This window comes from Halorubrum sp. Eb13, assembly GCF_002252895.1.
Classification (GTDB): Archaea; Halobacteriota; Halobacteria; order Halobacteriales; family Haloferacaceae; genus Halorubrum.
In genome coordinates this window covers 1-21,466 of the sequence record NZ_NHPE01000111.1, presented here as the reverse complement: position 1 = coordinate 21,466, position 21,466 = coordinate 1, and the positions used below count along the sequence as shown (strand labels likewise).

28 protein-coding genes are annotated in these 21,466 nt (G+C 71.0%); 12 read left to right on the top strand and 16 right to left on the bottom strand.

Going from position 1 to position 21,466, the window contains the following annotated elements:
• The first annotated feature begins 140 nt into the window (after positions 1 to 140).
• Entirely contained in the window at positions 141 to 617 is a 477-nt protein-coding gene (locus DJ75_RS12810) for a 50S ribosomal protein L11 (protein ID WP_094524843.1), read from the top strand.
• 85 nt (positions 618 to 702) lie between these two features.
• Here DJ75_RS12810 and DJ75_RS12805 read toward each other — a convergent pair whose 3' ends face one another.
• Positions 703 to 1,428 (bottom strand): DUF4013 domain-containing protein, encoded by a 726-nt coding sequence (locus DJ75_RS12805; protein ID WP_094524842.1) that lies wholly within the window; start codon positions 1,426 to 1,428, stop codon positions 703 to 705.
• 145 nt (positions 1,429 to 1,573) lie between these two features.
• On the opposite strand from DJ75_RS12805, the gene DJ75_RS12800 reads away from it, so the two are divergent.
• Entirely contained in the window at positions 1,574 to 1,861 is a 288-nt protein-coding gene (locus DJ75_RS12800) for a transcriptional regulator (protein WP_094524841.1), read from the top strand.
• A gap of 58 nt (positions 1,862 to 1,919) precedes the next feature.
• Here the strand turns inward: DJ75_RS12800 and DJ75_RS12795 are convergent, their stop codons facing one another.
• Positions 1,920 to 2,381 (bottom strand): universal stress protein, encoded by a 462-nt coding sequence (locus DJ75_RS12795; RefSeq protein ID WP_094524840.1) that lies wholly within the window; start codon positions 2,379 to 2,381, stop codon positions 1,920 to 1,922.
• An 84-nt stretch (positions 2,382 to 2,465) separates the two neighbouring features.
• Positions 2,466 to 4,358, bottom strand: coding sequence for an ATP-binding protein (locus DJ75_RS12790; RefSeq protein WP_094524839.1), 1,893 nt, complete (start codon positions 4,356 to 4,358; stop codon positions 2,466 to 2,468).
• A gap of 143 nt (positions 4,359 to 4,501) precedes the next feature.
• Here DJ75_RS12790 and DJ75_RS12785 point away from each other — a divergent pair, with 143 nt between their 5' ends.
• Both DJ75_RS12785 and DJ75_RS12780 read left to right on the top strand, forming a co-directional pair.
• A complete protein-coding gene (locus DJ75_RS12785) occupies positions 4,502 to 4,837 on the top strand; it encodes a hypothetical protein (RefSeq protein WP_094524838.1) in 336 nt (111 codons plus the stop codon).
• Positions 4,838 to 4,915: 78 nt separating this feature from the next.
• On the top strand, positions 4,916 to 6,310 hold the full coding sequence (locus tag DJ75_RS12780) for a M28 family peptidase (RefSeq protein ID WP_094524837.1): 1,395 nt from the start codon (positions 4,916 to 4,918) through the stop codon (positions 6,308 to 6,310).
• 38 nt (positions 6,311 to 6,348) lie between these two features.
• Here the strand turns inward: DJ75_RS12780 and DJ75_RS12775 are convergent, their stop codons facing one another.
• Together DJ75_RS12775 and DJ75_RS12770 are read right to left on the bottom strand one after the other, a co-directional pair.
• Positions 6,349 to 6,540, bottom strand: a complete 192-nt coding sequence (locus DJ75_RS12775; protein ID WP_094524836.1) for a hypothetical protein — start codon at positions 6,538 to 6,540, stop codon at positions 6,349 to 6,351.
• 52 nt (positions 6,541 to 6,592) lie between these two features.
• Positions 6,593 to 7,336, bottom strand: a complete 744-nt coding sequence (locus tag DJ75_RS12770; RefSeq protein WP_094524835.1) for a helix-turn-helix domain-containing protein — start codon at positions 7,334 to 7,336, stop codon at positions 6,593 to 6,595.
• Between the two features lie 160 nt (positions 7,337 to 7,496).
• Here DJ75_RS12770 and DJ75_RS12765 point away from each other — a divergent pair, with 160 nt between their 5' ends.
• Positions 7,497 to 8,078 (top strand): hypothetical protein, encoded by a 582-nt coding sequence (locus tag DJ75_RS12765; RefSeq protein ID WP_094524834.1) that lies wholly within the window; start codon positions 7,497 to 7,499, stop codon positions 8,076 to 8,078.
• 62 nt (positions 8,079 to 8,140) lie between these two features.
• Here the strand turns inward: DJ75_RS12765 and eif1A are convergent, their stop codons facing one another.
• Both eif1A and DJ75_RS12755 read right to left on the bottom strand, forming a co-directional pair.
• Positions 8,141 to 8,425 carry a translation initiation factor eIF-1A gene (gene eif1A / locus DJ75_RS12760; RefSeq protein ID WP_094524833.1) on the bottom strand — a complete coding sequence of 95 codons (285 nt, stop codon included), beginning with the start codon at positions 8,423 to 8,425 and terminating at the stop codon, positions 8,141 to 8,143.
• Between the two features lie 125 nt (positions 8,426 to 8,550).
• A complete protein-coding gene (locus DJ75_RS12755) occupies positions 8,551 to 9,147 on the bottom strand; it encodes an AAA family ATPase (RefSeq protein WP_094524832.1) in 597 nt (198 codons plus the stop codon).
• Between the two features lie 199 nt (positions 9,148 to 9,346).
• Between DJ75_RS12755 and DJ75_RS19180 the strand changes: the two genes are divergently transcribed.
• The 3 genes from DJ75_RS19180 to DJ75_RS12745 all read left to right on the top strand — a co-directional run bounded on the left by DJ75_RS19180 (position 9,347) and on the right by DJ75_RS12745 (position 11,701).
• Entirely contained in the window at positions 9,347 to 9,481 is a 135-nt protein-coding gene (locus DJ75_RS19180; protein WP_254921710.1) for a hypothetical protein, read from the top strand.
• An 88-nt stretch (positions 9,482 to 9,569) separates the two neighbouring features.
• A complete protein-coding gene (locus tag DJ75_RS12750; protein WP_094524831.1) occupies positions 9,570 to 10,277 on the top strand; it encodes a carbonic anhydrase in 708 nt (235 codons plus the stop codon).
• A gap of 137 nt (positions 10,278 to 10,414) precedes the next feature.
• The gene (locus DJ75_RS12745) at positions 10,415 to 11,701 is read left to right on the top strand and encodes a PQQ-binding-like beta-propeller repeat protein (protein WP_094524830.1); all 1,287 of its coding nucleotides are present in this window, start codon (positions 10,415 to 10,417) and stop codon (positions 11,699 to 11,701) included.
• 188 nt (positions 11,702 to 11,889) lie between these two features.
• On the opposite strand, the gene ndk is transcribed toward DJ75_RS12745, so the two are convergent.
• From ndk to rpl7ae, 4 genes are read right to left on the bottom strand one after another with little or no spacing between them, the layout of a single operon-like run.
• Complete coding sequence (gene ndk, locus DJ75_RS12740; protein WP_094524829.1) at positions 11,890 to 12,369, bottom strand: nucleoside-diphosphate kinase; 480 nt, start codon at positions 12,367 to 12,369, stop codon at positions 11,890 to 11,892.
• The gene (locus DJ75_RS12735) at positions 12,370 to 12,558 is read right to left on the bottom strand and encodes a 50S ribosomal protein L24e (RefSeq protein ID WP_092565766.1); all 189 of its coding nucleotides are present in this window, start codon (positions 12,556 to 12,558) and stop codon (positions 12,370 to 12,372) included.
• Between the two features lie 3 nt (positions 12,559 to 12,561).
• The gene (locus DJ75_RS12730; protein WP_094524828.1) at positions 12,562 to 12,786 is read right to left on the bottom strand and encodes a 30S ribosomal protein S28e; all 225 of its coding nucleotides are present in this window, start codon (positions 12,784 to 12,786) and stop codon (positions 12,562 to 12,564) included.
• Positions 12,787 to 12,792: 6 nt separating this feature from the next.
• Positions 12,793 to 13,155: a 50S ribosomal protein L7Ae gene (rpl7ae, locus tag DJ75_RS12725; RefSeq protein ID WP_094524827.1), complete on the bottom strand. Its 363-nt coding sequence runs from the start codon at positions 13,153 to 13,155 to the stop codon at positions 12,793 to 12,795.
• Positions 13,156 to 13,428: 273 nt separating this feature from the next.
• On the opposite strand from rpl7ae, the gene DJ75_RS12720 reads away from it, so the two are divergent.
• Both DJ75_RS12720 and DJ75_RS12715 read left to right on the top strand, forming a co-directional pair.
• Complete coding sequence (locus DJ75_RS12720; protein WP_094524826.1) at positions 13,429 to 14,910, top strand: bifunctional UDP-sugar hydrolase/5'-nucleotidase; 1,482 nt, start codon at positions 13,429 to 13,431, stop codon at positions 14,908 to 14,910.
• An 89-nt stretch (positions 14,911 to 14,999) separates the two neighbouring features.
• Positions 15,000 to 15,557, top strand: coding sequence for a diadenylate cyclase (locus tag DJ75_RS12715; protein WP_094524825.1), 558 nt, complete (start codon positions 15,000 to 15,002; stop codon positions 15,555 to 15,557).
• Positions 15,558 to 15,640: 83 nt separating this feature from the next.
• On the opposite strand, the gene DJ75_RS12710 is transcribed toward DJ75_RS12715, so the two are convergent.
• Positions 15,641 to 16,591: a tetrahydrofolate dehydrogenase/cyclohydrolase catalytic domain-containing protein gene (locus DJ75_RS12710; RefSeq protein WP_094524824.1), complete on the bottom strand. Its 951-nt coding sequence runs from the start codon at positions 16,589 to 16,591 to the stop codon at positions 15,641 to 15,643.
• Between the two features lie 104 nt (positions 16,592 to 16,695).
• Positions 16,696 to 17,460 carry an aldo/keto reductase gene (locus DJ75_RS12705; RefSeq protein ID WP_094524823.1) on the bottom strand — a complete coding sequence of 255 codons (765 nt, stop codon included), beginning with the start codon at positions 17,458 to 17,460 and terminating at the stop codon, positions 16,696 to 16,698.
• Positions 17,461 to 17,777: 317 nt separating this feature from the next.
• Here DJ75_RS12705 and DJ75_RS12700 point away from each other — a divergent pair, with 317 nt between their 5' ends.
• Positions 17,778 to 18,332 carry a hypothetical protein gene (locus DJ75_RS12700; RefSeq protein ID WP_094524822.1) on the top strand — a complete coding sequence of 185 codons (555 nt, stop codon included), beginning with the start codon at positions 17,778 to 17,780 and terminating at the stop codon, positions 18,330 to 18,332.
• A gap of 22 nt (positions 18,333 to 18,354) precedes the next feature.
• Here the strand turns inward: DJ75_RS12700 and DJ75_RS12695 are convergent, their stop codons facing one another.
• Positions 18,355 to 19,104, bottom strand: a complete 750-nt coding sequence (locus DJ75_RS12695) for a hypothetical protein (RefSeq protein ID WP_094524821.1) — start codon at positions 19,102 to 19,104, stop codon at positions 18,355 to 18,357.
• A 91-nt stretch (positions 19,105 to 19,195) separates the two neighbouring features.
• Positions 19,196 to 19,885: an HAD family hydrolase gene (locus DJ75_RS12690; protein ID WP_094524820.1), complete on the bottom strand. Its 690-nt coding sequence runs from the start codon at positions 19,883 to 19,885 to the stop codon at positions 19,196 to 19,198.
• A 188-nt stretch (positions 19,886 to 20,073) separates the two neighbouring features.
• On the opposite strand from DJ75_RS12690, the gene DJ75_RS12685 reads away from it, so the two are divergent.
• Positions 20,074 to 21,213 (top strand): CBS domain-containing protein, encoded by a 1,140-nt coding sequence (locus DJ75_RS12685; RefSeq protein WP_094524819.1) that lies wholly within the window; start codon positions 20,074 to 20,076, stop codon positions 21,211 to 21,213.
• Positions 21,214 to 21,325: 112 nt separating this feature from the next.
• Here DJ75_RS12685 and DJ75_RS12680 read toward each other — a convergent pair.
• Positions 21,326 to 21,466: PGF-CTERM sorting domain-containing protein (locus tag DJ75_RS12680; protein WP_141212040.1), on the bottom strand; the 141-nt coding region annotated here is incomplete at its 5' end.

The window sequence follows — 21,466 nt, the reverse complement described above, 5'->3', positions numbered from 1 at the left end:
GGGGTCCTCGCCCGATTCGACCCCGCCCGCGACTCCCGGACTCGCCGGCCGCGACCGCTCGATTTCCGAGGTATGCGAACCGCTGGCTCCCGCTACCCGAAAGAACAACCGTTAAAAGTCATCGCCGGGTTCGTACGGACATGGCTGGAACTATCGAAGCGCTCGTCCCCGGCGGGCAGGCCAACCCCGGCCCGCCGCTCGGTCCCGAGCTCGGGCCGACGCCGGTGGACGTACAGGACGTCGTGGCGCAGATCAACGACGAAACCGCCGCGTTCGACGGGATGGAAGTCCCCGTCACCGTCGAGTACGACGACGACGGCTCGTTCACGATCGAGGTCGGCGTCCCGCCGACGGCCGAGCTGATCAAAGACGAGGCCGGGTTCGAGACGGGCTCCGGCGAGCCCCAGACGGACTTCGTCGCGGACATGTCGATCGAACAGGTGAAGAAGGTCGCCGAGCAGAAGTCGACCGACCTGCTCTCGTACGACGTGAAAAACGCCGCCAAGGAGGTCGGCGGTACCTGCGCCTCCCTCGGCGTCACCATCGAGGGCGAGGACGCCCGGACGTTCGACGACCGCGTCGACGCCGGCGACTACGACGACGTTCTCGACGAGTAACGCGGCGGTCGCCGCTTTTCACTGCTTTTGATGCGTTCGTTCAGCGTCGACTGCTTTTGATGCGTTCGTTCAGCGTCGAAGTCGCCTACACCGCGGGCCGCTCCGCGGGCTCCGACTCCGCCGGTTCGGCCGAGACGGGCCGCACGTCGGCCCACGTCCAGCCGATGACGGCGGCCGCGGCGACGAGCGCGTAGAACTGGACGAACAGCCCCGCGATCGTCCCGAGGACCGGAACCACCGAGAGCACGCCGATAGCGAGCGCGCCGGCGAGGACGACCGCGGCGGCGGTGAGCCAGCCGGTCGCGTACGCCCGCTTCGAGACCACGGTCCAGAGCGCCCCGACCGCGAACCCGTCTCCGAGCCGCCCGGAGTCGGCGACGGCGGCCAGCGCCGCGGGGGTCACGTAGAGACCGACGAGCGAGACGGCGAGCCCGGCGATCCCGATGACTAACACGAGGACGCCGGCGACGAAGCTCCCGAGGAAGGTGCCGGACCCGCCGCCGCCGGGCACCACGACGAACGCGCCGACGGTCACCACGGCGGCGACGGCGAACACGGCGAGCGGCACCAGCGAGTAGACGAGCGTGACCGCGAACGCCTTCGCTCCCTCGACGAGCAGGTCGCCCCACTCGTCGAAGACCGGGGGCTCGTCGTCGCCGTCCGCCGTCAGCCGCAGGACTCGGGAGACGTAGCCGAGCACGAGGATGGACGGCACGATGAGCGGGCTCGCGAGCAGGAGCACGCCGCCGATCAGGACGGTGACGACGGCGTCGTCGCCGTCGCGCAGGTAGTCGAGTGAGGCGGATATCATTGGGTATCGGATTAGTTTACGCTCTATGACATGATAAGCACGTACGGTCCCGCGACCGTCGTCGGGTCGCGCTCGGTCAGTCCGGTTTCGGGGCGGACGTGCCGCGGACCGCGGTTTTATTCCCCCACCGGGCCGACCCGAGACCATGCCCGATCTCCATCCGATCGCGAAGCGGATCCACAACGTGCAGCCGCGCCCGGTCAGGCTTACCCTCGACGACGGCGAGACCGGCGTCTTCGAGTTCTCCTCGACCGAGTTCTTCCAGCGGGAGTTCCGCGGCGAGGGCGTCCGCACCGACGCCGACGGCGACGCCGAGTTCCGGCTGATCACCGCCGAGGACCACGAGTCGGTGCTGCTCGGCCGATCCGGCCCCGACGAGGAGGGCTGGACCGTCGTCGGCGAGATCGTCGAGGCCGACCGGGTCGAGAACTGAGAGCGCCGGCGTACTCGTCCGAGTAGCCGGACGCCCGCGGCGAGGGGATCGCGTCCCGCTACCGCACGACCGTCACCGGCACGTCGGCGCGGCGGACGACCCCCTCGGCGACGCTCCCGAGGAGGATCCGAGAGATCCCGGTCCGGCCCTGGCTTGCGAGTACGACGTGATCGTACGGCTCGCCGGTGCCCTCCGTCCCGTCCTCGTCGCCGACGGCGGCCTCGCCGCCGGCGACCCCGAGGATCGTCGCGGTCGGCCGGCCCACCTCCAGTCTGGTGTCGATATCGCGGTCCACCGCCTCGGATGACTCGCGGAGGATCCGCTCTCCCCGGCCCCTGGCGCTGTCGTACCACTGGTCGACCGCGCCCGGGAACCCGCCCTCGGCGCCGGTGGTCGAGTCCGCCGGGTTGATCACGTGAAGCGCCGTCAGCTCGGCGTCCGGCCACTCCGTGGCCGCGAACCGAAGCGCCTCGGTCGCCTCATCCGAGCCGTCGACCGCCACCAGGATCCGTTTGGTCATAGACAACGCTTCTCGGCCGGTCCTGAAAAAGGGCGACGGCGGATCCGGTCGCGTGAAAACGGGTCGACCCGACTACCCGTTCGCCTACTCGCCGTGGCGCGTCACGCACTTCGAGAGCCCGATCAGCTCCACCGGCTCCGAGTTGTCCGGCGAGTACACCACCATCTGCCCCTTCTCCATGTACGGGACCTTGCCGGCGAGGTTCGAGGGGATGTTGACGCTGTTGATGGCGTCCTCGTCGCCGAGGTTCAACACGATCTTCGTGTTCACCTGTTTGAACACCGACTCCGCGACGTCCTGCGGGTCCTGCGTGATCAGGAAGAGGCCGAGACGCTCCTTGCGGCCCTGTTTGGCGGCCTCCGTGAACTTCTGGACGACCTTCCGGGCCTGCACGTTGTCGGCGTCCGCGAGGAAGTTGTGCGCCTCGTCCATGCCGATGAGGAGCGGCGTCTCCTCGATCCGGTCGCTGTCCGGGTCGTTCGAGAGCTTATCGTCGACGAGGAGCCCCGCGACCGCGAGCACGACGATCTCCTTCTGCCGGGAGGTCGGCAGGTGGTACGTCGGCACCACGGAGAGGCCGCCGGGCCGGACGAGGGTGTGGTCCAACTCCGTGATCGGCTTCGCGTCCTGGTCGAACACGCCGCCGGGGACCGCCCGGACCCGGCGTTTCACGGCGTCGAACGTCGCCTCGTGGACTCGGCCGCTCTCGTCGAGCTCCGCTTTCAGCGCCGGGTCGTCGAGGTACGAGAGGAACTGGCTGTACGTGCCCGAGTCGCCGTAGTCGCCGAAGAAGCGATTGAGGAGGGTCAGCAGGGCCGGGTACTGGTTGTCGTTGAGCCCGGAGCCGGCGACGAGCCACGGCATGTCCCGCGCGAGCGAGAACGGGATGGTGAACTCCACGCGCTCGGCGCGGTGCCCCTCGCCGGGGTACGTCGCGTTCGCGACCCGGGGCACCAGCGCGACCGCGTCGTCGTGGCCGCCGTGCGCGATCCCCTCCCGGTCCAACCGCCGGGCGAAGTCGGCGTCGAGGTCCGGGTTGTCGTCGTGCATCTGCGCGTACTCGTCCTGCGGGTCGAACTGGACGACCGCCATCCGCGACTCCCGGCCGTCGCCGGTCGGGTAGGTGCGGTCCGAGTCGAGGTACTGCCGGAGGACGTTCTTCGAGGCGTGGGTCTTCCCCGACCCGGTCCCCCCGGCGACGAGAGTGTGCCGGAACGCGAGCGGGTCGCCGTCAGTGTAGTCGTCCTTCACCCGGTAGTCGACGGTCGGAGGCTCCGCCGCCGTCCGGACCTTCTCGCCGCCGACGGAGAGGTGACCGAGGAAGACGCCGTCCTCGGGGATCTTCAGGCCGGTCTTGATCTCGGCGTCGTCGGAGGCCTCCTCGACGACCGCGCCCGGCTTCGGCACCCGGTCGGTCATCCGCCGCTTCATGTCTTCGCCCTCGCCGTACACGACGGACATCGGCTCCAGCTCGGCCATGAACTTGTAGTCGCGCTCCGCGAAGTCGTCGCGGCGCATCTGGCGGCGGGCGTGGATCTCGGTGGCGTCGTCCGAGCGGAATTCCTGCGCGTACTCCAGCCCCGTGATCCGACAGAACAGCCGCTCGCCGTCCGGGTACGGGACGAGGAGGTACTTCCCGAGCCGGACCGACTCGCGGTTCCCGGTCGTGACGAACGCCCGCAGCGTCGTCTCCTCGGCCTCCTCGGCGACGCGGAGCCCCTGCGAGACGGAGACGACTCCGAGCCCGGCGTCCTCGCCCGCCGGCTCCACGTCGTACGCGGCGAACCCGTCGTCGTCCGCCTCGTCGCCCTCGGTCCCCGAGGCCACCGCGCGACCGCCGTCGCCGGTCGCCGCGCCTCCCGAAGCCGCTCCCTCCGCTCCGGGCGCGTCGTCGGTGTCGCGGTCGGCGGGCGAGCCGGCGTCGCCCCCGCCGTCGCCCTCGTCGTCGGTGAACTCGGTGAAGTCCTCCAGCGTCATGGGCGAATCAGCGGCCGCCACGCCGAAAGCGTTTCCCCCTCCGGGTCGCCCGGGCCGTCGCGAGCGTCGCGGGTGCCGCCGGCGTCTCGGGCGTCTCGCGCCCGTCTCGGGCCCCTTTTCCGCGTCGGGGCCCTATCGTCGGTATGATACTGGTTCGCGGCAGCGGCGGCGGGACCGACCTCACCGGGACGGTGTTCGAGCGCGGCGAGGACCCGCCGACGTACAAGGGCGCGCCGGACGAGGACGCCCCCTACGTCTGGGTGTGCGACTCCTTCTACCAGGTCGAGAGCGGCGGCTCGGCGCTCACCGTCGACGGCGAGGAGATCCGGGTCGCCTTCGAGGAGCCGATGCCCCGCGGGTTCGACACCAAGTCGGCGGCGCTCGACGCGGCCGAGGAGCACGTCCGCACGCAGTTCGCCCGGATCGGCGTCGACCCCGACGACGTGGCGGTCGAGACGACGAAGGCCGACCCGGCCTGAGGCGTCGTCGGACCGGACCGCCTCGGGTCGGGTCCGGCTTCCCGCAACCCCTTTTCGCCCTCGGTCTAACCGGGTCGTATGACAGCGCTACCGGACCGCGTCGTCGGCGACGCGCGCACGAGCGACTTCGGCTGGGACCTCCTCACGGACCTGACTGACATCGGGAACCGGATGGCGGGGTCGGTCGGCGAGCGGCGCGGCGCGGAGCGGGTCGTCGCCGCCTTCGAGGACGCCGGGCTCCGGAACGCCGGGCTCGACGAGTTCGAGATCCCCGGCTGGTGGCGGGGCGACTCCGCGATCGAGCTCTCGGGTCCCGTCGAGCGCCGACACGAGCGCTCTCACGAGGTCATCGCGCTCCCCGGGACGCCGGCCGGCGAGGCGAACGCCCCCCTCGTCGACGTCGGGGACGGGACCGACGAGGAGTTCGCGGCGGCTGGCGACGCCCTCGACGGCGCGGTCGCGATGGCCTCCTCGCGGACGCCGGAGACGCACGACCGGTGGATCCACCGGATGGAGAAGTACGTCACCGCCGCCGAGCGCGGCGCGGTCGGCTTCGTCTTCCGAAACCACGTCGAGGGGGCGCTCCCGCCCACCGGCGAGGTCGGCTACCACAACCGACCGGGGCCGATCCCCGCGGTCGGCGTTTCGAAGGAGGTGGGCGAGCGGCTGGCGCGCCTCGCCGCCGAGGCCGGCGACGGCGGCGGCGACGTCCCCGACGCGCCCGAGGTGTCGATCGAAGTCGACTGCCGGAACGAGCCGACGACCTCGGTCAACGCCGTCGCCGACGTCGGGCCCGACACCGACGAGGCGGTGTTCCTCACCGCCCACGTCGACGCCCACGACGTGAGCGACGGCGCGAACGACAACGGCGCGGGGTCGGCGCTCGTCGCCGAGGTCGGCCGCCTGCTCGCGTCCGTCGAGAGCGACCTCGACACCCGCGTTCGCGTCGTCACGTTCGGCGCGGAGGAGATCGGCCTGTGGGGCGCGTACCACGCGGCCGAGACGACGCCGCGCGACGAGATCGCCTGCGTGGTCAACCTCGACGGCGCCTGTAACTCCCGGAACCTCCGCGTCGGAACGAACGGCTTCGACGGGATGGGAGCGGTGTTCGGGTCGGTGGCCGAGGCGTTCGACGCCCCCATCACGACCGGCGAGACGGTCTCGCCGCACGGCGATCAGTGGGCGTTCGTGCAGGAGGGGATCCCGGCGGTGATGGCGTCGACGACGTCGGAGCGGTCGGGACGGGGGTGGGGCCACACCCACGCCGACACGCTCGACAAGCTCGACCCGCGCGACCTCCGAGAGGTGGCGACGCTGGTCGCCGAAGCGACGTACCGCTTCGCCACGGACGGCGGCGGCGCGGCCGGCGGCGACGAGGTCGCGCACCGGTCTCGGGCGGCGATCCGGGAGTCGATCGCCGACGGCTACGTCACGGAGCTGAAGACCGGCGGTCGCTGGCCGTACGACGAGTGACGCTCGCGGCCCCGCGAGCGACCGCGGCCGCTATCGCTCTACTCCTCTTCGTCCGCGTCGCAGACCCCGAGCGGGAGCGACTCCGGCGGCTCCGCGTCGCCGTCGAGCCCCTCGTAGGCGTCGTCGATCAGGCGGGCGAGCTGGGCCTCGGGCGTCACGCCGCGGGCGGCCGCGAGCGCCGCGAGCCGCTCGTACTGCTCGACAGGAACGGACACCGAACCCTCTGTCATACCCGTCGCTGAACGCCGTAGCTACAAAAGCGTTGTTCGGACGCCGATCTGGTCACTCGTCTTCCGGCGATTCCCCCGCCGTCGACCGCTCGCTCCGGTCCGACTCGGTCTGCCCCTCGAACCGGTTGAAGAGGGCGTTCATCACCGTCGACTCCGCCCGTGAGAGGTGCTCCCACACCGTCGTGGATCCGAGTCCGAGCTCGTCGCCGACGTCCTCGACGCCCACGCCGCTCCCGTGGTCGTAGTAGCCGACCGCGATGGCCGTCGAGAGCACCTCCCGCTGTCTCGGGGTGAGCCCGTCGAGGATGCCCGAGGCCGGCAGTCCCGGCGGTCGCTCGATCGACCCCATCTCGACGTTGCGCGCGAGCTCGACGTCGTTGTCGCCGCGTTCCAGCTCGCGGATCATCGCGGCGAGGTCGTCGTCAGCCTCGATGTACACCGTCCAGCGCTCGATTCCGGCGGTGATTGTCGTCCCCGTTCGGTAGTGGATCCCCATCTCCGAGAGCCGGCCTCTGATACCCTCCCAGCCCTCGCTGTCGACCACGACCGCGACGTACGCGTGGTTGCCGGTGACCGGCGACAGCGGCTCCGCCTCGACGACGGCGTCGGCCGCGCGGAACTCGTCGATGAACGACTCGATATCCTCTGTCGGCCCGCGGAGCTCCACGATCCGCTTCCGCTCGGTCCCCCGGCCGGTCATCGACGAGACGGACCGCATCGTCACCTCCGGGTGGCGAGTGCTCACCTCGGACTCCGGCCCGCCGCGGTGGCGGATCAGGAGCGTCACTTCGCGCATACCACTGTGTGGGCGCCGACGTTCAAACGGTTTCCGGGACGGTCTCGCGGGTGTGTCGGCGCCCGCGGGGGCGGTCTCGCGGGTGTGTCGGCGCCCGCGGGGGCGGTCTCGCCCGCGGCTGCCACGGGCTTATGAGCGCGCGTCGCCAACCACCGATCGAATGCCCGACGACCCCGCCGAGGACGGGCGAGCGGCCGAGTCGTCGATCGACGCGAACGGCGAGGTAACGGAGTCGGTCGACGACTCACTGGACGCGACGGACGCCGTCGACGACGAGGTGCAGCGTCGCCTCCGAGAGGCGTATCTCAACGACGAGGAGAGCGTCCTCGTCGTGACCGCGGTGCGGTCGACGGATCGCCGCGTCGTGGTCGAGCTCCGACCGCCTCACGGGGGGGCGACCCACGTCGAACGCTTCTCGGCGCCTCGGGACGGGTCGCTCGCCGAGTCCGAGGCGTTCCTCTCCTTCCTCGACGCCGCTGGCGTCTCGCCGCTGGACGTCGACGAGGTGGTCGGGACGCGGGTCCCCGCGACGTACGACCCGGACGGGGGCTGGCGCCTCGACGAGGCGTACGTCGGGGGGCGCGGCGGGACCGAGAGCGACGCCGCCGAAGCGGGTCGGCTCTCGGAGCGGTGGAACCGGGCCGCCGAGTGGCTCTGGACCTACCGCTACTGGCTGGTCGCGGTCCTCCTCGTCGGCGGCGAGCTCCTGTTCGTGGCCGTGATCGTCCTCCTGTTCGCCTGACCGGGTCGCTACCCGCTGGGCGGGAACGGGGACGAACGCGGCCACTGGCCGCTCGAAAACGACTACTGGATGTGTCCTTCGCGCCGCAGCTGGTCCGCCTCGTCGTCCTCGTATCGCCACTCGACGTTCGCCTTCTCGTCCTGCCAAGACCACGGCTCCGCGAGCACGACGTCACCCTCGCTGATCCACGTCCGGTACTTCATGCGGCCGGGGATCCGGCCCAGTCGCGTCTCGCCGTCGACGCACCGCAGGCGGACGTGGTTCCCGCCGAGGTGCTCGGTCACTACGGCGAACACTTCGTCGTCCGAGGGCATTCGGAGGTTCCGACGCCCGGATTCTTCGCTCATACAGTCCGTAGTGCGTTCGTCGGTATAAGTGATGGGAGACGCGTGTGTGCGTTCGCCGTGCGAATCGCTAGCACGAGTCGAGGTGGAGGGACTCCCGGCGGTGGCGGCGCCGTCGTCCCCGCCGCTCACTCGCCGCCGCCCGGTTCGGCGCCGAACGCCGCGTCGACCTGCGCGAACGTCTCCGCCTCCGCGCCCGAGTTGTCGACGGTCACGTGGGCCGTCTCGATCCGATCGAAGACATCCTTGAAATGGAGGTAGACGTCGAAGTCGGCGTCGCTGATCCCGTCGCGGCGCTCGATCCGACGCTCGACGACCGACTCGTCGCACTCGACCTCCACGAGGTCGAACGATTCGGCCACTCGTTCGCCCATCTCCCGGACATCGGCGCGGAAGCGGGCGTCGGCGAACGTGGCGTCGAGCACGACGGCGTCGCCGTCGGCGGCGCGCTCGCGGGCCCGGTCGATCAGCTCCGCGTACACCGCCTCGGTCTCCGCGTCGGAGTAGTCCGGGTCCCCGAACAGCTCCTTCCGGATCACGTCCGTGCGGAGGATATCGCCGTCGACGTGAGCGGCGATCCGCTCGGCGACCGTCGTCTTGCCGACGCCCGGAAGCCCGCAGACGACCGCGAGGGCGCCGGCCTCGGCGTCGCCCGTCTCATCGCCGCCCCGGCCGGCAAACGCGCCGGCGGTGTCCCCGCCGTCGACCGCGTCACGGTTCGACATCGACACCTCCGCTCGGTCCGGCGAGTTGTCGCGCTCCGTCGCTCATCCACCAGTACGGTCCGGCGAGAGGTAAAAGAAAGTTCTCTTCGACGGCGGGAGGCTCGTCGCGGTGCCGATTCGACGGCGATTCGGCCGGCGGAGACGCCCGCCCCGGGACGCGAGCGAAGCGTTCAAGCCCCGCGGCGACGAGGCGACTCGTATGAGAGACATGGAAAGCCTCGTCCTCGACCAGAACGAGGAGACACTCGCACCGGCCGTCGTGGTCGCGACGGTCGCGTTGATCGCGGTGTTCGTCCTCGGATTCCTGTTTCAGATCGTCGGGTTCGTGATCTGACCCGGTCGGCTCGTCCCGGCCCTGCCCTTTTGGGTCCGTCCCGCTTCGGTCCGGCCCCTTTTTGAACGCCCACCGGGAGTTGCTGATTATGAGCCGCGAACTCCTCGCCGAGCTCCTCGACGGAAACGACGACCACGTCGAGTCCGCCGCCGCCGGCGAGCTCGCCGCCCGACGCGACGGGCAGCGACCGCCCGTCGTCTCCGTCTGCTGTTCCGACTCGCGCGTCTCACAGGAGGGGATGTGGTCGGTCGATCGACCGGGGTTCCTCTTCACCGCGGGCAACATCGGAAACCGCGTGAGCGACGTCGTCGACGGCGAGCGCGTGCTCTCGGGGAGCGTCGCCTACCCGCTCGCTCACACGGACACGGACGTGCTCGCGGTCGTCGGCCACACCGGGTGCGGCGCGGTCGGCGCCGCCCTCGCGGCGGTCCGCGACGGCGCCGTCCCCGAGGAGCCGGGCGTCCGGGCGGACGTGGCGGAGCTCGTTCCGATCGTCGAGGCGGGGATCGCCGAGGTCGGCGAGGACCGCGCGGCCGCGGACGACGGCGCCGGCACCGCCGCGAGCCTCCGCAACCGCCTCGTCGAGTACAACGTCCACGAGCAGGTCGCGGCCGCCCGTGAGACCGAAGCCGCCGCCGACGTCGACGTGTACGGCTTCGCGTACGACTTCCACCGGGCGTACGGCGACCGCGACGGCGCCGTCTACCTCGTGAACGCGAACGGCGAGCGCGACCCCGACGCCCTCCGAGAACTCGTGGGCGCGGACCACGCCGACAACGTCACCACACTGCTGTAGCCCGCCCGTGACTCGCCCGTGACTCGAACCGTCCGCCCCGTCGTCGCCGTGGCTCGAACCGTCCGCCCCGTCGTCCGCGACATCGTCGCCCGCCGCATCCGACAGCCGTATGCCCGCGACGCCCGAACGTGTCGGCAATGGACCGCCGCGTTTTGTTCGCGACGCTGATTCTCTTGGCCGGCGGCGCGACCGGCGTCGGCGTCGCGCTGTTCGCGTTCGTCGGGATCGACGACGGTGCGGTCGACGCCGAGGTCGTGTGGGAGACCGAGCCCGTCGGCGGCGACGACGGGAGCGGCACCGTCGTCGCCACGATGGACGGCGACCCGATCGTCGTCCAGTCGACGACCGCAGACGGGGAGCGAGTCGTCCGCGCGACCGCGGTCGGCGGCGACGTCGCGTGGCGGACGCCGCTCTCCGCGATCGCGACGGGGGACGCCGCCGGCGGGGACGACGACTCCGGTGAGGACGACGACTCCGGCGGCGGCGCAGGCTCGGGGACCGGCGGCGGCCCGCCCGGCATCAGCGGCCTCGTCTCCGACACGCTCGGCGGCGACTCGGTCGTCGCGTTCACGACGGAGTCGGGCTCGCTCGTCGTCCTCGACGCGACGGACGGCTCGACCCGGTTCGCCGTCGACGTCGGCGGCTCGGGCGCGACCCGGCCCGCGGTCGGCGACGTCGACGCCGACGGCGACGCCGAGGTCGCCGCGGCCGCGACCGACGGCGCCGTCGTGACCGTCGACGCCGACGGCGACCCCGTCTTCGAGACGACGGTCGACGGGGGGATCGACCGCCGCCCGCTGATCGCCGACTTCGAGACAGAGGACGGCGGCGAGGCGCCCAGAGGCGTCGCCGTCGCGACGGTCGGAGACGACGGGGCGACGATCCGCCTGCTCGACGCGAGCGGCGACGAGCGCTGGACCGCGACGCCGGCCGTCACGCCGCTGACGTGGACCGCGGTCGACGCGCCGGACGGGCCGGTGCTCGCGCTCGGCGGAACGAGCGGGAACCTCCAGACGGTCGACCTCGCCGACGGCTCCGGGCGGTTCGAGGTCGGGCTCCAAGACCTCCCCGTCACGGTCGGTGACGCCGGCCCCGGCCGGATCTACGTCGGCGGCGCCGGCAGCGTCTGGGCGGTCGACCTCCGCGACGGCGAGGTCGCCTGGAAACAGCAGTACGGCGGCGAGACCCGGGTGAACGCCCCCGGCGTCGCCGACGTCCGCGGAACCGGCGAGCCCGGGCCGGTCGCGGTGAACCGCGGGGGAGAGGTGCTCGTGTTGAACGCCAACGGCGAGGCGATCGCGCAGGGCGACGTGGGCGGGGCCGTGGTGTACGCGGGACCGCTGTTCGCCGACGCGACCGGCGACGGGACCGACGAGGTGCTCGTCGTCACCGATGACGGGCGCGTCGTGGCGCTCGACGACTGAGCGGCCGTTCGCCCTCCGACTTCGACTGGGAGCTCGCCGCGAGAGTTTATAACCGTCAGCGGCGAGAGAACCGCACGACTCCGCGGGAACGTTGACGATTGTTCACCGGAAACGCGGTGTGTCGACGGAGCGACCGCTCGCGGTTCCTCGGAGGCGTCGAAAAGCGGAAAGCCGGGCTTCGTGCGCCGTTAGTGCGATTCGTCCTCGTACACCCACGCGGCGGTGTCGAGGCCGTAGTCGACGAGCTCGTCCTCGTCGAAGAACAGGTCGATCTCGCGCTCGTTCGCGCCCTCGTCCTCGTGGTCCGACGCGTGGATCACGTTGTGGCCGAGGTCGAGCCCGAAGTCGCCGCGGATCGTGCCCGGGGCGGACTCGGCGGGATCGGTCTCGCCGACCATCGCGCGGACCTGTCGGGTCGCGTCGGCTCCTTCCCACACCATCGCGAAGACGGGGCCGGAGGTGATGAACTCGACGAGACCGTCGAAGAACGGCTTGTCCTCGTGCTCGCCGTAGTGCTCGCGGGCGAGCGCCTCGTCGATGCGCATGAACTTGCCGCCGACGAGCTTCAGGCCGCGCTCCTCGAAGCGGGAGACGATCTCGCCGATGAGACCGCGCTGGACGCCGTCGGGCTTCACCATCACGAAGGTGCGCTCGTCGTGGTGGCTCATCTACTCGCCACCGTGGTCGCGCCCTTCCTCGGTCCACTCGAGGTCGCGCGCCTCGCGGCCGAGGAAGTAGTTCTTCTCCGCCTTCGAGTCGACGAAGTGGAGGATCTGTCCGTCCTTCTTGACGTACATCGTGCCCGTGCCGGGCTCGATCTCCTCGCCGGTGTAGTCGCAGGTGCGTGTCTCGACCATTGGTTATCGGCCTCCGATGGAGTCGGCGTCGCGCTGGGTCTCCCGGAGCTGGAGCACGTCGCCCATGCGGACGGGGCCCAGGACGTTCCGGGTGATGATCCGGCCCTGGTTCGATCCCTCCTGGATGCGGCATTTGACCTGCATGGCCTCGCCGTGCATCCCGGTCTTGCCGACGACCTCGATCACCTCGGCGGTGGTCGAGTCGTCGATACCCTCTTCTGCGCTCATGGGTGGTTATCGGAGCTCCGCGACCTTCTCGGCGATGTCCTCGACGTCGTCGTCGGCGTCGCCGGCGTCCACGACGGCGGCGGCGGCCGATCCGACCTCGAGGCCCGCGGCGTGACCGACGTCGTCCTGGGTGTCGACGAAGACGACCGGGATCCCCTTCTCGTCGGCGAGCTCGGGGAGGTGCATGACGATCTCCTCGGGGGAGACGTCCTCCGCGACGATGACGAGGTCGGCGTTGCCGCGCTCGACGGCCTTGGTGGTCTCGTTGGTTCCTTTCTTCACGGTGCCTGTGTCTCGAGCGACCTCGAGCGCCTCGAGCGATCGCTCGGCGAGGTCGGCTGGGGTTTCGTAGTCTACGTAAACGGGCATATGTTGTTCACCTATCCTCCGTGCGGGCTCGCGTGTCCGTCCCGTGGTCGGTCCCTAACGGAACGGCACATCATCAACCCCACAGAGGCTGTGACCCGACGTAGTCCGGACATCCATAAAAGCGCTTTCAATGTCCCTCGCGTGTGCGAGCGGGAGTCACGGGGCGGGAATCGGCTCCCCGGAGTCGGGAGTCGGCCGTGCCGAACCCGGAGCGCCGCCCGCGCCGGACTCCGCGTTTTTTAAGCGTCGCTCGCCCCTCCCGTCTGACATCGCATGGTCCGTCTCGTTCACTACTCCGACATCGAGAACGTCTTCGACGCCCCCGAGCGGGCGGCTCGCCTCGCCGGCCGGATCCGGGCGCTCTCGGGCCCCGACGCCGCGGTCGTCGCCACCGGCGACACGACCGCGCCGGGCGTCCTGTCGCTGGTCGCGAGCGGGCGGCAAGTCCTCGACTTCTACCGGGCCACGGGCACTCTGCTCGACACGTTCGGCAACCACGAGTTCGACTACGGCCCGGACGCGCTCCGCGGGCTCGTCGCCGACGCGCCGGCGACGTTCGTCTCCGGGAACGTCCGCGACGAGGCGGGCGAGCCGTTCGGCCGCGACGAGGGCGTCGTCCCGTGGGCGGTCCGCGAGGTCGACGGAGCCGCGGTCGGGTTCGTCGGCGTCACCGACCCCGCCACCGACTCGCTGAACCCGATGGCCGCCGAGCTCTCATTCGACGACCCGGTCGCCGCCGCGCGCGACGCCCTCGCCGAGATGCGGGCCGCGGTCGCCGAGGGGGCGAGCGGGACCGACGCCGACGCGCTCGATCACGCCGTGGTCCTCTCCCATCTCGGCGCGGGCGACGACGACCTCGCGCGGGCGCTGGACGTGGACGCGATCCTCGGCGGCCACGTCCACAGCCGCCGGAACGACGTCGTCGCCGGTACCCGGATCGTCCGCCCCGGCGTCAACGGCGAGACGGTGGCCGAGGTGGAGTTCGGCGGACGCGCTCCGAGCGACGCGATGGCCGACGGGTCGGGCGACGCCGCGGCGAACGACGCCGGAACTCCCGTCCCGACCGCGACGCTCCACGAGCCCGACGGCGCCGATCCGGCGCCGGGCCTCGAAGATGCCCTCGCGGAGCGGATGGCCGCGGCCGACCTCTCGGAGGCCTTCGACGTCGTCGACCGGCCGATTGAGCGCACGGGCGAGGTGGTCCACGGCGGCGAGTGCCGCGTCGGCAACTTCGTCGCCGACGCGTTCCGCTGGGCCCACGACGCCGACGTGGGGCTCTCGAACGCCGGCGGGCTCCGGCAGGGCGACCCGTGGGCGGGCGAGGTGACGAAGGCCGACCTCATCAGCCTGATCCCGTTCGAGGAGCCCGTGGCGCTCGCCTCGGTCACCGGCGCGGAGCTGCACGACGTGTTCCGCGAGATGGCCGCGCCCGACGTCGATTTCGGCGAGGACGACTGGTGGCACGGACACGTCTCGAACGCCGAGGTCGTCTGGGACGCCGACGCCGAGCTCGTCCTGGAGGCGACCGTCGGCGGCGAGCCGATCGACCCGGAGCGTCGCTACACCGTCGCCGTCTCGGAGTACCTGCTCCACTCCGAACACGAGTTCCCGACGCTCGGGCAGCGACACCGGATCGACGAGGCCGACATCCAGTACGAGGTGCTCGCCGCCTACGCCCGCGAGCACGGGATCGACCCCGAGATCGAGGGCCGCATCGAGATTCGGAACCGCGCGGCCGCCGGGGACGAGGACTGAGCGGCCGACGGCGACTGGGCGGTCGGCGGCGCGAGCGCCGAACCCCTGAGAGGGTTTAACATGGTTTGAGACGTGTGTACACACACCACATGAACGCGCTTGACGAGGTGCTCGAGAAGTACGCGACGAGCCAGAGCCTGATGGATCACATCAGGTACACCGCCGAGTCGCTGAGTTTGGAGTTTGAGAAGTGGGGCGAACAGTACGTGAGCGGTCCCAGTCTCTACATCCTCATCGTCGCGGAGGTGAACTTCGCAGACTACACCGACCCCCTCGGCGACAACGAGTGGCCGGTCGACCGCTGCCGCGTCGTCACCGAGTCGCGCGACGTGTTCACGAAGGTCGCCCGGGACGTGGCGTTCAGCCGAGACGGCGCCGTCATCGTGACCGGCGACGGCACCATTCAGCAACAGATGGTGCGCGTCCGGAACCCCTATCGGGGCGAGGTCGAGGACGTCGAGGACCTCGAGTTCCCCGACTGGATGGGGACCAAACACATGAGCGCCCTGGAGACGTCGCTCCGCGACGACGTCCTCTGGGGAGTCACGCTCAGCGAGGAGGACGGGCGCGTCACCACGTTTCTGAACGGCACGTACCAGGACTATCCCCGCGACGAGATCGGGGGGCGATGGCGACCCGAGACATAGGCGGACGCCCCGACGAGCGACGACCGCGTCGTGCGACGACCGGGACGTTTCGGCGGGACTGAGCGCGTCCGTCGCCGTTCCGCCTAATCGAGGTCGATCGCGACGTCGGACTGGATCCCCGCCGCCTTCACCGTGTTGTGAAGGAGCATCGCCCGCGTCATCGGCCCGACGCCGCCGGGGACCGGCGTGATCGCGCCCGCGACCTCCGTCGCCGACTCGTAGTCCACGTCGCCGACGAGCTCGTACCCCTTCTCCGTCTCCGCCTCGACCCGATTTATCCCGACGTCGATCACGGTCGCACCGGGCTTGAGCATCGAGCCGTCGACGAACTCGGGCATCCCGGCGGCCGCGATCACGATGTCGGCGGCCGCGAGCTTCCCCTCCAGGTCCTCGGTCCGGGAGTGACAGACCGTCGTGGTCGCGTTCCCGACCGGGCTCTTCTGGATCAGGAGGTTCGCCATCGGCTTCCCGACGATGTCCGACCGGCCGACGACGACCGCGTCCGCGCCCTCGGTCTCCACGTCGTACGCCGCGAGGAGCTTCTGGACGCCGTGTGGCGTACAGGGTTTAAACCGGGCGTCGCCGGCGACGAGCCGCCCGACGTTCTCCGGGTGGAAGCCGTCCACGTCCTTCTCGGGGGCGATCCGCCGGAGGACGCTCCGCTTGTCGACGTGGTCCGGGACGGGTAGCTGGACCAGGATGCCGTGGACGTCGTCGCGGTCGTTGAGGTCGTCGATGGTCTCGTACAGCTCGTCGGCGGGCGCGTCGGCGTCGATCTCGACGTGGACGCTCTCGATGCCCACCTCCTCGCAGTCGCGCTGTTTCATCGAGACGTACGTCTCGCTCGCGGGGTCGTCGCTCATCAGAACGGTGGCGAGCCCGGGCGTCACGCCGGCGTCCGCCAGCGTCTCGACGTGCGCGGCCACGTCGGCGCGCACGTCGGCCGCGACGGACTCCCCGTCGATGATCGTCGTCGCGTCCGGGTCGTCGTCGCCGGGTGCGTCGCCGCCCGCGCCGTTCGCGCTCTCGGTCATGTTCAGATCGAGAGCGAGGCGGTACAAAAGTGACGCGGGATCGTGCCGATCTCGGTGTTCTCTCGGGGTATATTATACACAAAAATGGATCGATCGGGCTGACGCTACTCCGGGAACAGCTCTTCCTCGCGCTCGACCGCGTCGATCGCGGCGACCTCATCGGGAGCGAGGTCGAGGTCGGCGGCCGCGAGGTTCGCGCGCAGGTGGGCCTCGCTCGACGCCTTCGGGATCGCGGCGACCGGCTCCTTCGCGGTCGCCCACGCGATCGCGACCGCCTCGGGCGCGGCGTCGTGCGCCGCCGCGACCGAACGGACGGCGTCGGCCTCGCGCACCCGACCGCCGGCCAGCGGCGAGTAGGCGACCACGTCGTAGCCGCGTTCGCGGGCGTGCGAGAGGAGTTCCGGCCGGTAGAACAGCGGGTGGAGCTCGGTCTGGTGGGCCGCCAGCGGCGCGTCGAGGACGTCGATCGCGCGGTCCAACTGGGCCGGCTCGAAGTTCGAGACGCCGACGTTCCGCACGAGCCCCTCGTCGACCAGCCGATCGAGCGCGGGCAGCGTCGCCTCGGGATCGTAGGCTCCTCGGGGTCGGTGGACGTACAGCAGGTCGATCGCCTCGACGCCGAGCCGGTCGGCGCTCTCGCGGGCGGCCGGGCCGACCTCGTCGGGGGCGAGATTGTCGATCCACAGCTTCGTGGCGACGGTCACCTCGTCTCGGGCGACCTCGCTCGCGGCGAGTCCCTCGCCGACGGCCGCCTCGTTGTCGTAGATCCGCGCGGTGTCGAGGTGGCGGTAGCCGACCGAGAGCGCCGTCGCAACCGCGTCCGGGTCGTCGATCCCCATCGTACCGAGACCGACGGGCGGGAGGTCCATGACGCTGCGAGGGCCGACCGAGTCAAAAAGCGTCCGGCTTCCCGCGCTCGACGACCGGAGCCAGTTCGGGCCAGGAGCGACCGGCACCGGTTCGGGTCGGGAGCGATCGGCGCCGATTCGGGTCGGGAGCGACCGACGCCGACCCGGCGCGGCTCCGTGTTATAAGTGCCTCGCCGGCGCAGTGAACGGTATCCCTCCATGCGAACGGTCCCACTGCGTCCCCGCCCAGCGGCGGTGCCTCCGACCTCTCGCCGCGAACGGAGCTCCCGAACCGACGGCGCTCGCCCTCTCGACCGACGGTCGACGCGGTGCGGTCGATGAGCCGCTCGCGCACGTGGTCGTTCGCCACGGCCCGCGGGTCCGTCCGCGTCGCTCCCGGCGAGCTCCGGATCCGCCGCGGCGTGGCTCGAAGCGTCGCTGCGGCCGGAAGCGCCCTCGTCTCCGGGCGCCTCCCGTCGGCCCTCCGCGACGGCGGTTGGAGCGGGATCGCGGCTCTCGCGGCGATCGTTCCCGCGGCGGCCGAGTGGCTCCTCGCGGGCGGCGGGACCGCGCAGACGGCGATCGGCCTGCTCGGTCTGCTCACCGCGGTCGGCGGCGTCGCCGCGTCGGTGGCCCGCGAACGGACGACGACCGTTTCTTACCGAGACGTCGAACACGTCGCCTTCGACGACGGCGAACTCGCTATCGTCCACCGGAGCGAGGACGGCGACGGCGAGCGCGAGACCGAGACGGTCCGACCCCGCGACGACGCGGAGCGGGCCGACGCCGCGGTCGCGCTCCGCCTCCGCGGAGTCGACCTCCGGGGCGTCGAGGACGACGAGGCGGTCTCTCGGACCGTCGTCGACGCGCCGAAGAGCGAGCTCCTCGCGTGACGCCTCCGCCGTCCGGTCGGTCCTACCGAGACACCGCGAACGACACGTCGCGGTCGGCGACCGCGTACCCCTGCGCCGCGACCGCGTCGGCGTAGTACGCGTCCGCGACCAGCGCCTGCGGAACGCTGCGGAGCCCGAACCGCCGCCGGGAGAGCAGCTCGACGTCGACAACCGTCTCGCCCGGGGCCCCGTCGGCCGCGTCCCGGATCGAGACCGCGTACGCGCCCCACGGCGCCCCGTCGAGGGCCCCCTCGATCCGGACGCGCGCGACCGGAGCGACGCCGTCGTCGCTCGCGGGGTCAGCGGGGTCCGCGTCGGTCGCATTCCCGTCTGGGTGCGCCTCCGTCTCCGTCGCTATCTCCAACGAGTAGGTCCGGAGCCCGACGAGCGACGAGTGCTCGTACGCCCCGCCCGCCCCGTCCGAGGTCGGGCGAACCTCGTCGGCGACGGCCCACTGGAACGCGAGGACCGGCGGCGTCGCCGACGCGAACGCCTCGGTCACCGCTTCCGGGGACGCGTCGGTCAGGAGCCTCGTCGTCCCGCGCCGACGCAGGAACGGAGCCCGAACCGCGACGAGGAGAACCGCGCCCACCGCCAGCGCGGGAAGCAGATCGGCGAGCGCGAACGCGGCGAGGAACGCCCCGGCGACCGACAGGGCGACGAGCCAGCTGACGGCGCGCTCGGCGCGGCGGTACCGCTTCGCGATCGGCCGGACGGCCGAGCGGCGGGCGTCGGCGTCCGGACTCGTGGAGGGCGAGGACACGAGCGGCATCTCGGTCGCGGTCTGAATAGTGGTTGCGGTCCGAGGAACGAACCCCCTCGACCGCGTCACGGGTGGGTACTCTCGACCGCGCCGCGGGCGGCTAAAACCGATCGCTCGCGGCCGCGTCCACCGGCGACCGCCCGCAGATGCTCACCAGGTCGTGGAGGTCGTCGATCTCGTACGTCGGCTGGCAGGAGAGCTCCGCGGAGCGGCGGTGCGGACGCCGGACGAACGCGGAGTCGATGCCGGCGTTGTCGGCGGCGCGCACGTCCGACTCGTTGTCGCCGACGAACAGCGCCGTCTCGGCGCCCAGGTCCTCCAGAGCGCGTTCGAGGTAGTACGGCGAGGGCTTCTTCCGCGAGAGGCTGGCGATCGACGGCTCGCGCCCGTACGCGACCTCGAACCGCCCGGCGAGACCGAAGTGGTCGAGGACGGCGTCGACGGTCGCCTGCTGGTTCGAGGAGACCACGCCGAGCGGGGCGTCGAGGTAGCGGAGCGCGTCGACGTCCTCGTACGGCGTCTTCCGCCCCGCTCGGGCCGCGTCGATCTGGGCGTTCGAGGCCGTCTCGTCGCGGACGCGCCAGAACTCCGCCGGCTCCATCCCGTAGCGCTCGCAGATGTCGGTGAGCGTCGCGGGGTCGACGCCGACGGCGACGTCGTCGACGTGGGCCAGGTCGGGATCCTCGACGCCGAGGCTCACGAACGCGTCCCAGGCGGCCTCACGGAGCGTGTTGAACGGGGTCCGTCCGACGAGCACCCCGTCCTTATCGAGGACGACGGCGTCGTACACGGCTCACCCTCGGAGGGTAGCCGTCAAAAAGCTTTCACCGGTTCCGGTCGCCGTGGACCGCCGATATTTTCCCTCGCCGTTCGAACGGAAATGAATGCGAATTGACACCACCGAGGCGGGAGCGATCTCACCGTCGAACACGCCTCCCGCACTTTCAATACCCGGCGCGACGAATCCCCGACTTGCACATGAATATCGTTGATATCGCGGTGCCGGAATACGTCGAGGTCGACGTCGACACGCGACTCGCCAAGGTCCGGTCCATCTTCGAGCGCGAGAACCCGAAGGGGATCGTCGTCACCGACGACGGCGAGTACGCCGGCGTGGTCGGCGAGAAGCAGCTCATGCGCTCGCGCATGGAGGACGACACGAAGGTGTCGGCCGTCATGAAGCCCGCGCCCTCCGTCGACCGCCACGAGGACGTGCGGGAGACGGCCCGCCTCCTCGTCGAGGGGGACGTGAAGATCGCGCCCGTCTACGAGGGGGAGAAGCTCTACGGGATCGTCACGGTCGACCAGATCCTCGAGGCCGTCCTCGACAGCCTCGACGCGATCACCGTCGCGCAGGTCGCCACCGAGGACGTCATCGGGATCAACGAGAAGGACAGCGTCGGCCGCGCGATCAACCGCCTCCGCGAGAACGGGATCTCCCGGCTCCCCGCCCTCGACGAGGACGGCCAACTGGTCGGCGTCGTCACCACCAACGACATCGTCGAGTTCGTCGTCCGCGACCAGGAGCGACAGGGCAGCGGCGACCGCGCCGGCGACATCGACCGCATGCTCGACATCCCCGTCTACGACATCATGTCGAGCCCCGTCGTCACCGCGACCGCCGACGAGACCGCCCAGGCGGTCGTCGAGCGGATGTTCGACAACAGGGTCTCCGGGCTCGTCGTCACGCCGGACGGCGCCGACACGGTCGCCGGGATGGTGACGAAGACTGACGTGCTCCGGGCGCTCACGTTCACCGAGCAGGACTCGATGGACGTGCAGATCACGAACGTCGACCTGCTGGACACGACCACCCGCGGGCACATCGTCGAGTCGATCGAGCAGGTCGCCGACAAGTACGCCGCGATGCACGTCATCCACGCGCACGTCCGGCTCCACGCCCACAAGGAGAAGCTCCGCGGCACGCCCCTGATCCAGTGTCAGATCCGCCTCCGGACCAACGAGGGCCAGGTCGGCGGCTCCGGCGAGGGGTACGGCGCCGAGCACGCCTTCCACGTGGCGCTCGACAAGCTGGAGCGCAACGTCTTGGAGATCAAAGGGGTCAACGCCGACGAGGAGTACCGCGGCCAGCTGCTTCGCAAGCTCGGCCAGCTGTGAGCCGGTAGGCGGTTCGACGGCGTTCGACTGTTCCGGCCGCTTTCCGCGCCTTTTCGGTATTCCCGGCCGGGAACGGGATTCGCGATGTCGGTCTCAACTTGCGATGGCGGTCTCAGCCGTTCCCGGCCCGCGCCCGCCCGAGCAGGGTCGCCGCGAGGAGCGCGACGATCGCGGCGATCGGCCCGAATCCGGGTGCCTCGTCGTCCGAGGTGTCGTCCGGCGCGCCGGGCTCGTCGGTCCCCGCCTCGTCGTC

Bases quoted from the DNA above. Each gene is read 5' to 3' on its own strand.
- DJ75_RS12810 (WP_094524843.1), top strand. From the start codon at position 141: ATGGCTGGAACTATCGAAGCGCTCGTCCCCGGCGGGCAGGCCAACCCC.
- DJ75_RS12805 (WP_094524842.1), bottom strand. From the start codon at position 1,428: ATGATATCCGCCTCACTCGACTACCTGCGCGACGGCGACGACGCCGTC.
- DJ75_RS12800 (WP_094524841.1), top strand. From the start codon at position 1,574: ATGCCCGATCTCCATCCGATCGCGAAGCGGATCCACAACGTGCAGCCG.
- DJ75_RS12795 (WP_094524840.1), bottom strand. From the start codon at position 2,381: ATGACCAAACGGATCCTGGTGGCGGTCGACGGCTCGGATGAGGCGACC.
- DJ75_RS12790 (WP_094524839.1), bottom strand. From the start codon at position 4,358: ATGACGCTGGAGGACTTCACCGAGTTCACCGACGACGAGGGCGACGGC.
- DJ75_RS12785 (WP_094524838.1), top strand. From the start codon at position 4,502: ATGATACTGGTTCGCGGCAGCGGCGGCGGGACCGACCTCACCGGGACG.
- DJ75_RS12780 (WP_094524837.1), top strand. From the start codon at position 4,916: ATGACAGCGCTACCGGACCGCGTCGTCGGCGACGCGCGCACGAGCGAC.
- DJ75_RS12775 (WP_094524836.1), bottom strand. From the start codon at position 6,540: ATGACAGAGGGTTCGGTGTCCGTTCCTGTCGAGCAGTACGAGCGGCTC.
- DJ75_RS12770 (WP_094524835.1), bottom strand. From the start codon at position 7,336: ATGCGCGAAGTGACGCTCCTGATCCGCCACCGCGGCGGGCCGGAGTCC.
- DJ75_RS12765 (WP_094524834.1), top strand. From the start codon at position 7,497: ATGCCCGACGACCCCGCCGAGGACGGGCGAGCGGCCGAGTCGTCGATC.
- eif1A (WP_094524833.1), bottom strand. From the start codon at position 8,425: ATGAGCGAAGAATCCGGGCGTCGGAACCTCCGAATGCCCTCGGACGAC.
- DJ75_RS12755 (WP_094524832.1), bottom strand. From the start codon at position 9,147: ATGTCGAACCGTGACGCGGTCGACGGCGGGGACACCGCCGGCGCGTTT.
- DJ75_RS19180 (WP_254921710.1), top strand. From the start codon at position 9,347: ATGAGAGACATGGAAAGCCTCGTCCTCGACCAGAACGAGGAGACACTC.
- DJ75_RS12750 (WP_094524831.1), top strand. From the start codon at position 9,570: ATGAGCCGCGAACTCCTCGCCGAGCTCCTCGACGGAAACGACGACCAC.
- DJ75_RS12745 (WP_094524830.1), top strand. From the start codon at position 10,415: ATGGACCGCCGCGTTTTGTTCGCGACGCTGATTCTCTTGGCCGGCGGC.
- ndk (WP_094524829.1), bottom strand. From the start codon at position 12,369: ATGAGCCACCACGACGAGCGCACCTTCGTGATGGTGAAGCCCGACGGC.
- DJ75_RS12735 (WP_092565766.1), bottom strand. From the start codon at position 12,558: ATGGTCGAGACACGCACCTGCGACTACACCGGCGAGGAGATCGAGCCC.
- DJ75_RS12730 (WP_094524828.1), bottom strand. From the start codon at position 12,786: ATGAGCGCAGAAGAGGGTATCGACGACTCGACCACCGCCGAGGTGATC.
- rpl7ae (WP_094524827.1), bottom strand. From the start codon at position 13,155: ATGCCCGTTTACGTAGACTACGAAACCCCAGCCGACCTCGCCGAGCGA.
- DJ75_RS12720 (WP_094524826.1), top strand. From the start codon at position 13,429: ATGGTCCGTCTCGTTCACTACTCCGACATCGAGAACGTCTTCGACGCC.
- DJ75_RS12715 (WP_094524825.1), top strand. From the start codon at position 15,000: ATGAACGCGCTTGACGAGGTGCTCGAGAAGTACGCGACGAGCCAGAGC.
- DJ75_RS12710 (WP_094524824.1), bottom strand. From the start codon at position 16,591: ATGACCGAGAGCGCGAACGGCGCGGGCGGCGACGCACCCGGCGACGAC.
- DJ75_RS12705 (WP_094524823.1), bottom strand. From the start codon at position 17,460: ATGGACCTCCCGCCCGTCGGTCTCGGTACGATGGGGATCGACGACCCG.
- DJ75_RS12700 (WP_094524822.1), top strand. From the start codon at position 17,778: ATGAGCCGCTCGCGCACGTGGTCGTTCGCCACGGCCCGCGGGTCCGTC.
- DJ75_RS12695 (WP_094524821.1), bottom strand. From the start codon at position 19,104: ATGCCGCTCGTGTCCTCGCCCTCCACGAGTCCGGACGCCGACGCCCGC.
- DJ75_RS12685 (WP_094524819.1), top strand. From the start codon at position 20,074: ATGAATATCGTTGATATCGCGGTGCCGGAATACGTCGAGGTCGACGTC.